Source organism: Actinoplanes sp. NPDC049668 (genome assembly GCF_044465445.1).
Classification (GTDB): Bacteria; Actinomycetota; Actinomycetes; order Mycobacteriales; family Micromonosporaceae; genus Actinoplanes.
Genome location: NZ_JBITLR010000014.1, coordinates 1 through 14,280, shown reverse-complemented (window position 1 = coordinate 14,280; position 14,280 = coordinate 1). Strand labels below are relative to the sequence as shown.

The window sequence follows — 14,280 nt, the reverse complement described above, 5'->3', positions numbered from 1 at the left end:
CCCGCCGGAGGCTACGCCTCCGGCTTCTCCGGCGCCTCCGGCGTGGTGCCGCGCGGCGGCGCGTAGCGGGGCACGTACTCCTGGCCGGTGAGCTTCTGGATCTCGGCCATGACCTCGTCGGTCAGCGTGCGCAGCGCGGTGCGGTCGTCGCTGAGGCCGACCGTCGGGATCGGCGCGCCGAACTTGATCGTGACCTTGCCCTTGACCGGCCGGGGGATGCGCTGGCCGATCGGCTGCACCTTCTCCGTACCGATCATGCCGACCGGGATGATCGGCACGCCGGCCGCGACGGCGAGCCGCGCGACGCCCGTGCGCCCGCGGTACAGCCGGCCGTCCGGTGAGCGGGTGCCCTCGGGGTAGACGGCGACCATGTCGCCGGCCTTGAGCACCGGGATCGCGCCGTCGAACGCCGCCAGCGCGGCGCGACCGCCGCCACGCTCGACCTTGATCGCGCCGAGGCCCTCCAGCACGAACTTGGTGACGTTGCCGCCGACGCCGCCGCCGCGGAAGTACTCGGCCTTGGCCCAGAACGCGATGTGCCGGGGCACGACCGCGCCGAGGAACAGCTCGTCGGCGACGGACAGGTGGTTTCCGGCGAAGATGGCGCCGCCGGACGCGGGGATGTTCTCGAGACCTTCGACGTGCGGCCGCCAGCCGAGTGTCATCGCTTTACCGACAGTGATCTTGCCGATCGAGTAGAGCAGCGGCAACGTGTTCCTCCGGCGGGACTTCCAAGTTAATGAGGGGGCAGTTCGAGGTTATCGGAAACCAACCGGAAAACCCCTGTCGGGGCGACCGCCGGTCGGCTGGGCATTTACCGCCGAAGCAGGCGAAAGCCGAGCCGACCGGCGGCGGAATTCACACCGCCCGGGTGACCGACACCGTGACGGCCTCGCCGTCACCGGCCTCGCCGCTGAATCCGGTCGCGCCCGGGTCGAGCGCCAGCGAGGTCGCCAGCGTCTCCGCCGCGACGAAGTCGCGGTGCGCCTCGACCGCGGCCGAGACCGCCGGCGTGGCGGCGACGAGCAGCGAGATGCGGTCCGACACGTCCAGCCCGGCGTCGCGCCGGGCCTGCTGCACGACCCGGATCACGTCGCGGGCCAGGCCCTCGGCGGCCAGCTCGGGCGTGACCTCGGTGTCGAGCACGACCACGCCGCGGCCGGCCGGCAACGGCGCCGAGTTCTCCGCGTCGGCCGCGACGAGCTTGAGCTCGTACTCGCCCTCCTGCAGGGCGACGCCGGCGACGACCGGCGCGCCGTCGACCAGCTCCCAGTCGCCGGCCTTGACGGCCTTGATGACCACCTGGACCTGCTTGCCCAGGCGCGGGCCGAGTGCACGCGGCACCACGGTCAACACCTGCTGCGAGTACGCGGCGAGATCGGCACTGAGCTCGACGGCCTTCACGTTGACCTCGTCGGCCAGCAGATCGGCGAACGGGCGCAGGGCATCCGCGGCGGTGCTGGCCACGGTCAGTTTCGCCAGCGGCAGCCGTACCCGAAGGGCCTTGGCCTTGCGCAGCGAGAGCGCCGCCGAGGCCACCTCGCGGATCGCGTCCATGGACGCGACCAGGTCGTGGTCGGCGGGGAACGCGCCGGCCGCGGGCCAGTCGGTCAGGTGCACCGAGCGAGCGCCCGTCAGGCCGCGCCAGATCTCCTCCGCGGTCAGCGGCGCGAGCGGCGCCACCACCCGGCAGAGGGTCTCCAGCACGGTGGCCAGGGTGTCGAACGCGTCGGCGTCGCCGGCCCAGAAGCGGTCCCGGGAGCGGCGCACATACCAGTTGGTCAGCGCGTCCAGGTACGAGCGCACCGACGCGGCCGCACCCGAGATGTCGTACTCGTCGAGCTGCCGGGTGGCGTCCGCGACGAGCTCGTCGGTCTTGGCCAGGATGTACCGGTCGAGCAGGTGCGCCGAGTCGGTGCGCAGCGTCGCCTCGTGCCCGGCGGCGTTGGCGTACAGGCTGAAGAAGTACCAGACGTTCCAGAGCGGCAGCAGCACCTGGCGCACCGAGTCGCGGATCGCCGTCTCGGTCACCGGCATGTCCCCGCCGCGCAGCACCGGCGACGACATCAGCATCCAGCGCATGGCGTCCGAGCCGTACGAGTCGAAGACCTCGTACACGTCGGGGTAGTTGCGCAGGCTCTTGGACATCTTGCGCCCGTCGGCGCCCTGCAGGATGCCGTGGCTGAGGCAGTTGCGGAACGCCGGCCGGTCGAACAGCGCCGTGGCCAGCACGTGCATGGTGTAGAACCAGCCGCGGGTCTGCCCGATGTACTCGACGATGAAGTCGCCCGGGTAGTGGTGCTCGAACCAGTCCTTGTTCTCGAACGGGTAGTGCACCTGCGCGAACGGCATCGAGCCGGACTCGAACCAGCAGTCGAGCACCTCCGGCACCCGGCGCATCGTCGACTTCCCGGTCGGGTCGTCCGGGTTGGGGCGGGTCAGCTCGTCCACGTACGGCCGGTGCAGGTCGGTCACGGCGACGCCGAAGTCGCGCTCCAGGTCGGCAAGGGACCCGTACACGTCGACCCGCGGGTAGTTCGGGTCGTCGGACTTCCACACCGGGATCGGCGAGCCCCAGAACCGGTTACGGCTGATCGACCAGTCCCGGGCGTTGGCCAGCCACTTGCCGAACGAGCCGTCCTTGATGTGCGCCGGCGTCCAGGTGATCTCCTGGTTGAGCTCGACCATCCGGTCCCGGAACTTGGTGACCGCGACGAACCAGGAGCTGACGGCCTTGTAGACCAGCGGCGTGTCACAGCGCCAGCAGTGCGGGTACGAGTGGGCGTAGCCGTCGTGGCGCAGCACGACGCCGCGGCCCTTGAGCTCCGCGATGATCGGCTTGTTGGCGTCGAAGACCTGAACACCCTGGTAGTCGGGCACCAGCGCGGTGAACCGGGTGTGCTCGTCGACGGTCACGATCGTCGGGATGCCGGCCGCGTTGCAGACGGTCTGGTCGTCCTCGCCGAACGCGGGCGCCTGGTGCACGACCCCGGTGCCGTCCTCGGTGGTCACGTAGTCGGCGGCGAGCACCTGGAAGGCGTTCGGGCCGGCCTGCTCGACCAGGAAGTCGAACAGCGGCGTGTAACGGCGCCCGGCCAGCTCCCGGCCGAGCACGGTGCCGACCTGCTCGAAACCCTCGAGCTCCTTCGCGTACGCCGGGACGCGCCCCGCCCCGACGATCAGCTTCTCGCCGTCCTTCTCCAGGACCGCGTACTCGATGTCCGGGCCGACCGCGAGCGCGAGATTCGACGGCAGCGTCCACGGCGTGGTCGTCCACACCGCGATCTTCTCGCCGGTCTCCAGCTGGAAAGTCACGGTCAGCGCCGGGTCGGTCCGGTCCCGGTAGACGTCGTCCATCCGGGTCTCGGTGTTGGACAGCGGCGTCTCACACCGGAAGCAGTACGCGAGCACCCGGAAGCCCTCGTAGACCAGGCCCTTGTCGTGCAGGGTCTTGAAGGCCCACAGCACCGACTCCATGTAGTCGTTGTCGAGGGTCTTGTAGTCGTTGTCGAAGTCGACCCAGCGGGCCTGGCGCGTGACGTAGCGCTCCCAGTCCTTGGTGTAGGTCAGCACCGAGGTGCGGCAGGCCTCGTTGAACTTGTCGACGCCCAGCTCGAGGATCTGCGCCTTGGTGGTGATGCCCAGCTGCTTCTCGGCCTCGACCTCGGCGGGCAGCCCGTGGGTGTCCCAGCCGAACCGCCGCTCGACGCGCTTTCCGCGCATCGTCTGGTAGCGCGGCACCAGGTCCTTGACGTAGCCGGTGAAGAGGTGGCCGTAGTGCGGCAGGCCGTTGGCGAACGGCGGGCCGTCGTAGAAGACGTACTCGTTGCCGCCGTTGTGCCCGGCGGGCCGCGCCTCGACACTGGCCTCGAACGTCTTGTCGGCGGCCCAGTGGTCGAGCACGGCGCGCTCGACGGCGGGCAGGTCGGGGCTCGCGGGCACGCCCGCAGCGTCTGTGTGCTTGGGGTAGGCCATCGGTGGTCGCTTCTCCTCGCGCAGCTCACGTGTCGTGGTCTGCGAGGACGAGCCGGAGCCCGCGGTACCACCTCGCTTGGCGCCGCCTTCGCGGCGCCCGCTCGTTCGGCGGCTGTGACGGACCGCGACCGTCCGGTTCTACTGAGGCGAACGCCCGTTCTTCCGGAGACTCCCCGGTGATGGCCGGATCAGTGCCTGAGCACCCAACGATACCGGCTGCCCGTCAGCGCCTCGGTGCGGGCAGGGTCGTGTGCCACAGCGAGACGCCGTCCCGGTCGCGCGGATCCACCCGCAAGGCGTAGCCGTCGACCGGCGGCGGCCCATGCACGAACGCGACACTCGGGACGAACGTCGCATCGAGCGCGTCCGGCCCGAATCCGCCCGCGCCGTGAAGCCCCTGTCACATTCTCGAGCGCTATAGCGTCCTGAGGGGGTAACTACCTACTAGGAGGAGAAATGCCCCGCTTGGCGATCGGCAACGTGGCACCCGGCGCGTACCGCGCGGTGTACGGCATGGAGAAGTACTGCAAGGACAACGTCGACCCGACCCTGTACAAGCTGATCAAGCTGCGCGCCTCGATCGTGAACGGCTGCTCGTTCTGCACCGACATGCACAGCCGCGAGGCGCTCGAGCAGGGCGAGTCGAGCCGCCGGCTCTTCGCGGTGGCGGCCTGGCACGACGCGCCGTTCTTCACCGAGCGGGAACGGGCGGCCCTGGCCCTGACCGACTCGGTGACCCGCCTCGGCGAGCACGGCGTGCCGGACGAGGTCTGGGAGCCGGCGGCCAAGGAGTTCACCGAGGAGGAGCTGGGCAACCTGCTGGTGGCGATCGCCACGATCAACGTCTGGAACCGTCTCTCGATCGCCACCCGCACCCAGCCGCCGACCGACTAGAGCTCCGGGAACCAGAGGGCCAGCTCACGCTTCGCACTGTCGGGTGAATCGGAGGCGTGCACCAGGTTCTCCCGGTTCGACAGCGAGAGGTCGCCGCGGATCGTCCCCGCGGCGGCCTTGCGCCCGTCGGTGGCGCCGACCAGGGCGCGCACGACGGCGATGACCTCGTCGCCGGAGAGGACCAGGGCGGCGAGCGGCCCGTTGGTCATGAACTCCTTGAGCGGCGGGTAGAACGCCTTGTCCACGTGCTCGGCGTAGTGCCGGTCGGCGAGCTCCGCGTCCATGGTGCGCACGACCAGCGCATCGATCGTGAGGCCCTTGCGCTCGAACCGGCCGATGATCTCACCGAGGAGGCCGCGGCGCAGCGCATCGGGCTTGACGAGCACGAGCGTGCGCTCGGCGGAAGTAGCGGTGGACAACGGAAGATCCTCCTGGTCATGGCGGCGCGCCGGTGTTGTCACACCGGGACGTCAGCCTATCGGTACCGCCCGAGGGGCGAGCGGCAACCGCCCTTTCACGGGCGGGCACCGCTACGTAACCTGACTGGTAACCCGGGAGGTCCACAGTGGCAAACCAGAACGGCCGTCCGATCGCGCCCGCGCGCAAACTCGTGGCCGCGGTCGTCGGCACCATCGCGGTCTTCGTGATGCTGTTCGGCCTCGGCATGTCGAGCTGGGCGATCGTCGCGCTGGGCGTGGCGATGCTGGCCCTGGCGATCAGCGTCGGCATGGTCAACGTCGTGCGCCGCGGCGCGCGCGCCTGGGTGGCCGGCACCGCGCAGGTCAAGGCGGTCTCGGACCCGCCGGCCACGTCGATCTACGGCCGCGCCGAACTCCAGATCGTCATCGTGGCCCCCGGCCTGCCCACCTCCGAGGTGACGGTCCGCGACCCCCGGGTGCCGGTCACGAAGTGGCCGCACGTCGGCGACACCCTGCCGGTGACGGTCGACGTCGACGACATGCGCCGGGTCCGCATCAACTGGGACGAGGCGGAATCCCACGAGGCGACCCTCAACGCCCCTCCCCTGTACTACGAGGAGGACCTCCCCGACGACGACCTGCTGGGCGGCGAGCCGGCGCCGCCGCCCTGGGCGACCCGCGACCGCCAGTGGGGCCGCGGCCCCGACGAGCCCCCGCCGCCACCGCCGCCGGCCCAGCGCTCACCGGACCTGGACGACGCGCCCCCGCCGCCACCGCCCCGCACCGCGGAACCGGACGAGTCCCCGTCCCACGTGATCGTCCGCGACGCACCCGGCGGCCCGATCGTCGAGGGCCAGCTGGTCGAGCCGGACTACGACTACCACCAGCCCCTGCCCCAGCGTGCCCGAACCGCGACGGCCGCGCCGCCGCGCCCGAAACCACAATCAACGACAACCCTCGATCCGGATACGCACACCGAGTCGACAGAAGCAGCGACCACCACCCCGCAAGCGGCTACCGGTTCCCCCCAGGCGCCCCACCCCCGAGAGGCAGAGCAGGCACCACCCCCCGCGCCGACCCAGCGCACCGCCCAGCCCTCGCCGCCGCCCCCGGACCCGGAGCCCTCAGCGGCAGCCGCCTCCAGCCCCGCCTCCAGCCCCGCCGACGCAGAGCCGGAACCGGAGCCGGACATCGACCTCCCGCTCGACGAGAGCCCGCAGACCGCCGCCCGCGATCCCGAGATCGACCTCGCCCTCAGCGGCGACCCGGAACCGGCTCCCGAGACCCAGCCGGAGTCCCGCGCGGCGATGGCGAGCGGCCTGATCGCACCCCCGGCCGGCGCCCACCGCTCCGCCGACGACGACCGCCCCGAGCCGGACCAGGACGACTCACCCACAGGCGAGCGCGCCGCCCGCATCCTCGACACCGAGGCACCGCCCGCCGGCACAACAAGATCCGCCGAGGACGACCTGCTCGGCGACCTCGAACCACCCCCATGGCAGGTCCGCGAACACCAAGGCCCCACGGCCACCGCCGCCCCAGACGCCGAGGCCGAACCAGCACCCGCCACGAGTAGAGCTCCTGCCGCCGAGACCGGCGGAGGCTCTGACGCCGCTGGCGAAGATTCTGCCGCTGCCGGCGGCCCGGGATCCGCGATCGACACCGAGGCCGGGCCCGACCGGTCACCATCCGGCGCCGAGCAGGACCCGGCGACCGAGACCAGACCACGCCCGCGGCCCCGCCACAGCACCGGCGACGACCAGATCGCCCACACCGCCGCCGCAGCCGCAGCCGCGCCTACAGCCGCAGCCGCAGCACCGTCCGCCGCCCCCGCAGCGGATCCGCCGCCGACCGAAGCCTCTGCCTCAGCCACCGGCGCGTCCGCGTCGGAGGAGGCACACCACAGCGAACGCCCGAACCCCACGCCCGGTGGCACAACCGGACTGCCGGCGGCAGCGGCCGCGGTCGTCGCCGCCGGAATAGCGGCTTTCGGCAATGCCCTGCGAGGCAGGAAGCACGAGGACCCCGACGCACCGCCTTCTGGCCCGACGCCGTCCCGTGCCCGAGCCGAGGCACCGCCCCCAGCCCCGACGCCCACCACCCGGCCCGACGCACCGCCCCCTGGCCCGACGCTGGCCGGCGCCCGAGCTGAGGCACCGCTCCCAGGCCCGACGCTGGCCGGCGCCCGGGCTGAGGCACCGCTCCCAGGCCCGACGCCGTCCGGCCCTCGGGCTGAGGCACCGCCCCCAGGCCCGGCGCCGGCCACCGCCCGAGCCGAGGCACCACCCCCGGACCCGGCACCGTCCACCCGGGCCACGGCGTCGGCTCCGGCTCCCAGCCCGAGGTCTTCCAGCGCGCGGGCCACGGCACCGCCGCCAGGCCCGACGTCTTCCACCGCGCGGGCCACCGCGCCGCCTCCAGGCCCGGCGTCTTCCGGCGCCCGAGCCGCGACGCCGGCCCCCGCTCCCAGGACTACGACCGCCCGCGCCACGGCACCGCTGCCAAGGCCGGGCCCGTCGTCCTCCACGGCCTGGGTCCCGAGGCCCGCCTCCGGCCCTGTCTCCGCCCCGACCCCGACGCCCCCCTTCGGGCAGGCCCCGCCGTCCGCAACGGATTCCGCCCCCGGCCCCATCTACCGCCCCGCTCAGGGCGCGGCGACGGCCACGGGTGCGGCGGCCACGGGTGCGGCGGCCGCCAGACCCGCGTCCGGAACAAGGCGCGCCAACGGCCCCTGGTCAGACCTCGAGGGCGGCTTCGAACCGGACGAACGCGCCGACGACCTGATCACCGCCTACCCGAGCGCCCGCCCTGGCCCAGCCGGCGCGATCCACGGCGTAGGCATCACGGTCCTGGTCACCAACCTCGAACGCTCGGTGACGTTCTACCGCGAAATGCTCGGCTTCTACGAGATCGACTCCGGCTCGAGCAGCGCGGTGCTCGCCTCGGGCGACACCCGCCTGGTCCTGCGCAAGGTGCACGACCTGTCCTCGGTAGCCGGCCGCCTGATCTACCTGAACCTCGAGGTAGGCGACGTCGAGGCGGTATACGAGGAACTGATGCGCAAGGGCGTGACCTTCGTACACGGCCCACGCCCGGTAAACCGCGGCGGCAAGCTGGAACTCTGGGCGGCCTCGTTCCACGACCCCGACGACCACAACATCGCCATCACCCAATGGCGAGCCATCCGCTGACGCCGACAGCGCGCCCCGCCCCAAGCGGGGCGCGCCACACCCCCAGCGAGTTCAGGGCTCGCGGCGAAACCGTCACTCCGGCTCCGCGGCGCAGCCGACTGCCGCCCGGCCCTCGCGGGGTGGGCGGTCAGCCCAGGATCCTCCGGCGGACCGAGGTCGCGTAGAGCCAGGCCGCGCCGAAGATCAGGCCCAGCGCCGCGAGCGACCAGTGCAGCAGGCCCGCCGCCAGCAGCAGGACCTGCAGCGCCGATCCCGCGTGCCAGGCCCACGGCCGGCGCATGCTGCCGGCCAACACCGCCGCCATGACCGCCAGTGCCACCACCACGCCGACGCCCCAGCCGCTGAGCTCGCCGCCGGAGACGCGAATCGGCTGGATCGCCAGCAGTAGCACGATCGCTTCGAGGGCGAGCGTGCCCGCGCCCAGACCCCGCACCGCCGCCTCAGGATTGCGCAGCCCGGACCGGCGCGACGGACCCCCGTCGACCGGAGCACCGCCGACCGAGTCCCCGTCAAGCGGGGCGCCGTTGACCGAGTCCCCGTCAAGCGGGGCACCGTTGACCGAGTCCCCGTCAAGCGGGGCACCGTTGACCGAGTCCCCGTCAAGCGGGGCACCGTTGACCGAGTCCCCGGCTATCGGGGCGCCGTCAAGCGGGGCGCCGTTCACCGAATCCCCGGCGACCGGGGCCGGGGAGACCGGCTCGGGTGGCGGCGTTTTCACTTCTTCAGCAGCTTCCTGGCGTCGGCGACGGTCACGACCGAGCCGGTGATCAGCACGGCAACGCCGCTGTGCTCGCCGTCCGTGTCCTCCTCGGCCAGGACGACCGCTTCCTCGATCGCGTCCGGCATCGTCTGTGTGACGGTCACCCGGTCCTCGCCGAAGACGTCCATCGCCAGCTGGGCCAGCTCTTCGACCGGCAGCGAGCGCGGTGAGCTGTTCTGCGTCACCACGAGCCGGGCCGCGACCGGCTCGAGCAGCTCGAGCAGGCCGGTCACGTCCTTGTCGCCGAGCACCGCGACGACGGCGACCAGGTGGCGGAACGCGAACTCCTCCTCGAGCGCCTGCACGGTGGCCGCCATCCCGTGCGGGTTGTGCGCGCTGTCGAGCAGGATCGTCGGAGCGCTGCGGACCCGCTCGAGCCGCCCCGGCGCGTCGACGCCGCCGAGGCCCTCGCGGACCAGGTCCGGGTCGAGCTGCTTGTCGGGCCCGGCGCCGAGGAACGCCTCGACTGCGGCGAGCGCCAGTGCCGCGTTCTGCGCCTGGTGCGCGCCGAAGAGGGGCAGGAACACCTCCTCGTACACGCCGCCGAGGCCCTGCAGGGTGAGCACCTGCCCGCCGACCGCCTGGTCACGCCGGATGACGCCGAACTCGCTGCCCTCGCGGGCCACGGTCGCGCCCACCTGGGAGGAGCGCTCCAGCAGCGGCCGCATGGCCTCTTCCGTCTGGACCGCGGTGATCACGGTCGCGCCCGGGTGGATGATGCCGGCCTTGGCCCAGGCGATGTCCTCGATCGTGTCGCCGAGCCACTCGGTGTGGTCCAGCCCGATCGGGGTGATGACGCAGACGCCGGCCTCGAGGACGTTCGTCGCGTCCTCCTCGCCGCCGAGACCGACCTCGACCACCGCGATGTCGACGGGCGCGTCGGCGAACGCCGCGTACGCCATCGCCGTGGTCATGTCGAAGTAGGTGAGCGGCTCGGCGGCCTGCTTGTCGACGAGGTCGGCGAGCGGCGCGATCTCGTCGTAGACCCGGGCGAGCCGCTCCTCGGTCACCGGCTCCCCGTCCAGGCTGATCCGCTCCCGGACGGTCTCCAGGTGCGGGCTGGTGTAGCGCCCGGTGTGCAGGCCGTGCGCGCGCAGCAGGCTGTCGATCATCCGGGCGGTCGAGGTCTTGCCGTTGGTCCCGGTGAGATGGATCGACGGATACGCCCGCTGCGGAGAGCCGAGCACGTCCATCAGGTCCCGGATCTTCTGCAGGTCGAATGCCATGCGGGTGAAGCCGCGCCCGTCGAGCGCGGCGATCACCTCTTCGTAGCTGCTCATGCCGCCGGCAACGCCTTCAGGGCCGCCGCGATCCGCGCCAGGTCGGCCTCGGCCGTCGCCAGCCGATCCTTGATCTTCGCGACCACCTGCTCCGGCGCCTTGCCGATGAACGCGTCGTTGTCGAGCTTGGCGCGGCACTGCGCCGCCTCCTTCTCGGCGACGGCGCGGTCCTTCTCCAGGCGGGCCCGCTCGGCCGCGACGTCGATCGTGCCGCGGGTGTCGAGGTCGACGGTGATGCCGCCGGTGACCGCGAGCGTCGCCGTGGCGGCGAAGTCGGCGGCGGGCGCGTCGAGCCGGGCCAGCGAGCGGATCAGCGGCTCGTGCACGTCGATGCCGACGTTGCCGAGGCCGGTCAGGGCCGCGCTGACCCGCTGGCCGGGGCGCAGGCCCTGGTCCGAGCGGAAGCGCCGCACCTCGGTGACGACCTTCTGCAGGGCGGCCAGCTCCTCCTCGGCCACGTCGTCGACCCGGGCCTGCTCGGAGACCGGCCAGGCGGAGGTGACCAGCGTGTCGGCGCCGGTCAGCACCGTCCACAGCTCCTCGGTGACGAACGGGATCACCGGGTGCAGCAGGCGCAGCAGCTGGTCGAGGACGTGCCCGAGCACCCGGCGCGACCGCGCGGCCTCGGGACCGTCGGTGGCCAGCACCGGCTTGCTGAGCTCGACGTACCAGTCGCAGACGTCGTCCCACGCGAAGTGGTAAAGCGTGTCGCACGCCTTCGCGAACTCGTACGTGGCGAACTGCTCGTCGACCTCGGCGATGACGTGCTGCAGCCGGGACAGGATCCACTTGTCGACGGCCGACAGCTCGGCGGTGTCCGGCACGTCGCCCTCGACCGTCGCGCCGTTCATCAGCGCGAAGCGGGTCGCGTTCCACAGCTTGTTGCAGAAGTTGCGGGAGCCCTGGCACCACTCCTCGCTGATCGGCACGTCCGAACCGGGGTTCGCGCCGCGGGCCAGGGTGAAGCGGGTGGCGTCGGCGCCGTACCGGTCGATCCAGTCCAGCGGGTCGACCGCGTTGCCGAACGACTTCGACATCTTCTTGCCGTGCGCGTCGCGGACCAGGCCGTGCAGCGCGACGACGTCGAACGGCTGCACGCCGTCCATCGCGTACAGGCCGAACATCATCATCCGGGCGACCCAGAAGAAGAGGATGTCGTAGCCGGTGACCAGGACGCTGGTCGGGTAGAACTTGGCCAGGGTCTCGGTCTGCTCGGGCCAGCCCATCGTGGAGAACGGCCACAGCCCGGACGAGAACCAGGTGTCGAGCACATCCTCGTCCTGCTTCCAGCCCTCGCCCGACGGCGGCTCCTCGTCGGGTCCGACGCAGACCACCTCGCCGGCCGGTCCGTACCAGACCGGGATGCGGTGGCCCCACCACAGCTGGCGCGAGATGCACCAGTCGTGCATGTTGTCGACCCACGCGAAGTAGCGCTTGGCCAGCTCCGGCGGCTCGATCGCGACCCGGCCGTCCCGCACGGCGTCGCCGGCGGCCTTGGCGAGCGGCCCGGTGTTGACGAACCACTGCAGCGACAGCCGCGGCTCAACCGTCGTCTTGCACCGCGAGCAGTGGCCGACCGAGTGCTGGTAGGGCCGCTTCTCGGCGACGATCCGCCCGTCCTCGCGCAGCGCCGCCACGACGGCGGGCCGGGCCTCGTAACGGTCGAGGCCCTCGAACGGCCCCGGCACGGTGACCACGGCGCGCTCATCCATGATCGTCATGCTCGGCAGGTTGTGCCGCCGCCCGATCTCGAAGTCGTTCGGATCGTGCGCCGGCGTCACCTTGACCGCGCCCGTACCGAAGCTGGGGTCGACGTGCTCATCGGCCACGATCGGAATGCGCCGCCCGGTGAGCGGCAGCTCCACCTCGGTGCCGATCAGGTGCTTGTAGCGCTCGTCGTCGGGGTGCACGGCAACGGCGGTGTCGCCGAGCATGGTCTCGGCCCGGGTGGTGGCGACCACGATCGAGTTGTCACCGTCGCCGTAGCGGATGGAGACCAGCTCGCCGTCGTCGTCGGAGTGCTCCACCTCGATGTCGCTGAGCGCGGTCAGGCAGCGCGGACACCAGTTGATGATGCGCTCGGCCCGGTAGATGAGACCGTCGTCGTACAGCCGCTTGAAGATGGTCTGCACGGCCTGCGACAGGCCCTCGTCCATGGTGAAGCGCTCGCGGGTCCAGTCGACGGAGTCGCCCAGCCGGCGCATCTGCCCGGTGATCGCGCCCCCGGACTCGGCCTTCCACTCCCAGACCTTCTCGACGAAGGCCTCGCGGCCCAGGTCGTGCCGGGAGAGCTGCTGCGCGGCGAGCTGGCGCTCGACGACGTTCTGCGTGGCGATGCCGGCGTGGTCCATGCCGGGCAGCCACAGCACCTCGAAGCCCTGCATCCGCTTGAGGCGGCTGAGGGTATCCATGATCGTGTGCTCGAGGGCGTGGCCGACGTGCATGGAGCCGGTCACGTTCGGCGGCGGGATGACGATCGAGAAGGGCGGCTTGTCGCTTGCCGGGTCCGCCGTGAAGTAGCCCGCCGATACCCAGTTCTCGTACCGCCGCTGCTCTACCTCGCCCGGCTGGTACTGGGCGGAGAGGCCACCGGTGGGCCGGCTGTCGGGGGTACGGGTGTCGGTCGCTTCGGTCACCCGACAAGTCTACGGAGCCCGCTCGGGTGGGTTGCTATCGCACCGCCCTGCCTGTGGACAACCGGTTGTTACGCTCGCACGATGTCCGAGCGCCCTGGCCATCCGCCGCACACCGAGGCGGACCCGGTAGAGATCACCCCCGAGCCGTTCGCCCTGACCGAGCCGGCCGAGGAGCAGACGCCCGGGCCCGCACCCCGGTCGCGGACCAGGACGATCGTGCTGAGCTCACTGCTCGCGGTCGGCCTGGCGGGCGCATCGGTCGTCGGGCTGGCCGCCTGGCGCATCGCGTCGCAGAAGGACGCCACTCTCAAAGTCCCGGCGGAGGTCGCCGGGTTGAGAGTCGACAGCAGCGAGGACGGCCGGTCGACGGGCGACTATCTGCAGACGGCGCTGTCGGCCGAGGTCGCACTCGACGAGGCGGTCGGTGCCGTGCTGACGGATGGATCCGGCAAGGATGTGCTGTTCTTCGGCGGCACCACGCTGATCTGGATGCCGGAGAGCGACCTGAAGACCGCGTTCGGCCTCATCTCGGACGAGCAGGGCGCGGTGACGGGGCTCCACGATGTTCCGGCCGGCCCGCTCGGCGGAACGATGAAGTGCGGAACGACCAAGTCCGACGGCGCGGATATGCCGGTGTGCGGCTGGGCAGATCACGGCAGCCTCGCGCTCGCGATGTTCCCCGGCCGAACGGAGGCCGACGCCGCGGCCCTGTTCGAGGACATCCGTTCCGCGTCCCAGAAGCGCAACTGAGCCGGCAGGTGAACTAACTCAAATGCAAATACAGCAAAGCCCACCCCGGCAGGGTGGGCTTTGCTGAATACAACGCAGAAAAGGCCCACCCCTTACGGGGTGGGCCTTTCCTATCACGTTAAGTCCGGCGGCGTCCTACTCTCCCACACCCTCCCGAGTGCAGTACCATCGGCGCTGGAGGGCTTAGCTTCCGGGTTCGGAATGAGACCGGGCGTTTCCCCTCCGCTATAACCACCGAAACAGCTATCAGCGACACAACCACACCCACAAAAAAGCCTTCGGGTGGTTGTTTGCTGTGAATCACACAGTGGACGCGGTTCGAACATCAAGTTTGGTGTAGTTAAGCCCTCGGCCTATTAGTACCGGTCGACTGAA

General features: G+C 71.4%; 9 protein-coding genes and 1 rRNA gene. 3 read left to right on the top strand and 7 right to left on the bottom strand.

Annotated features, from left to right (window positions below; all coding sequences use genetic code 11):
* Positions 1-11: 11 nt before the first annotated feature.
* Together ACIBSW_RS40055 and ileS are read right to left on the bottom strand one after the other, a co-directional pair.
* Complete coding sequence (locus ACIBSW_RS40055) at positions 12-710, bottom strand: lysophospholipid acyltransferase family protein (protein WP_354725425.1); 699 nt, start codon at positions 708-710, stop codon at positions 12-14.
* Positions 711-858: 148 nt separating this feature from the next.
* The gene (ileS, locus tag ACIBSW_RS40050; protein ID WP_354725427.1) at positions 859-3,975 is read right to left on the bottom strand and encodes an isoleucine--tRNA ligase; all 3,117 of its coding nucleotides are present in this window, start codon (positions 3,973-3,975) and stop codon (positions 859-861) included.
* A 456-nt stretch (positions 3,976-4,431) separates the two neighbouring features.
* Here ileS and ACIBSW_RS40045 point away from each other — a divergent pair, with 456 nt between their 5' ends.
* The gene (locus ACIBSW_RS40045; protein ID WP_354725429.1) at positions 4,432-4,869 is read left to right on the top strand and encodes a carboxymuconolactone decarboxylase family protein; all 438 of its coding nucleotides are present in this window, start codon (positions 4,432-4,434) and stop codon (positions 4,867-4,869) included.
* On the opposite strand, the gene ndk is transcribed toward ACIBSW_RS40045, so the two are convergent.
* Complete coding sequence (gene ndk, locus ACIBSW_RS40040) at positions 4,866-5,288, bottom strand: nucleoside-diphosphate kinase (protein WP_354725431.1); 423 nt, start codon at positions 5,286-5,288, stop codon at positions 4,866-4,868. The two genes, ACIBSW_RS40045 and ndk, sit on opposite strands and share 4 nt — an antisense overlap.
* 146 nt (positions 5,289-5,434) lie before the next feature.
* On the opposite strand from ndk, the gene ACIBSW_RS40035 reads away from it, so the two are divergent.
* Positions 5,435-8,479 (top strand): VOC family protein, encoded by a 3,045-nt coding sequence (locus ACIBSW_RS40035; RefSeq protein WP_354725433.1) that lies wholly within the window; start codon positions 5,435-5,437, stop codon positions 8,477-8,479.
* A gap of 127 nt (positions 8,480-8,606) precedes the next feature.
* Here ACIBSW_RS40035 and ACIBSW_RS40030 read toward each other — a convergent pair whose 3' ends face one another.
* The 3 genes from ACIBSW_RS40030 to ACIBSW_RS40020 form a co-directional block, all read right to left on the bottom strand.
* Positions 8,607-8,933 (bottom strand): DUF4233 domain-containing protein, encoded by a 327-nt coding sequence (locus ACIBSW_RS40030; protein WP_354725443.1) that lies wholly within the window; start codon positions 8,931-8,933, stop codon positions 8,607-8,609.
* Between the two features lie 260 nt (positions 8,934-9,193).
* Positions 9,194-10,519 carry a folylpolyglutamate synthase/dihydrofolate synthase family protein gene (locus ACIBSW_RS40025; protein WP_354725435.1) on the bottom strand — a complete coding sequence of 442 codons (1,326 nt, stop codon included), beginning with the start codon at positions 10,517-10,519 and terminating at the stop codon, positions 9,194-9,196.
* On the bottom strand, positions 10,516-13,155 hold the full coding sequence (locus tag ACIBSW_RS40020; RefSeq protein WP_354725437.1) for a valine--tRNA ligase: 2,640 nt from the start codon (positions 13,153-13,155) through the stop codon (positions 10,516-10,518). The genes ACIBSW_RS40025 and ACIBSW_RS40020 overlap by 4 nt, the downstream gene beginning before the upstream one ends.
* Before the next feature lie 81 nt (positions 13,156-13,236).
* Here ACIBSW_RS40020 and ACIBSW_RS40015 point away from each other — a divergent pair, with 81 nt between their 5' ends.
* A complete protein-coding gene (locus ACIBSW_RS40015) occupies positions 13,237-13,905 on the top strand; it encodes a hypothetical protein (RefSeq protein WP_354725439.1) in 669 nt (222 codons plus the stop codon).
* A 122-nt stretch (positions 13,906-14,027) separates the two neighbouring features.
* Here ACIBSW_RS40015 and rrf read toward each other — a convergent pair.
* A 5S ribosomal RNA gene (gene rrf, locus ACIBSW_RS40010) occupies positions 14,028-14,144 on the bottom strand.
* Between the last annotated feature and the right edge of the window lie 136 nt (positions 14,145-14,280).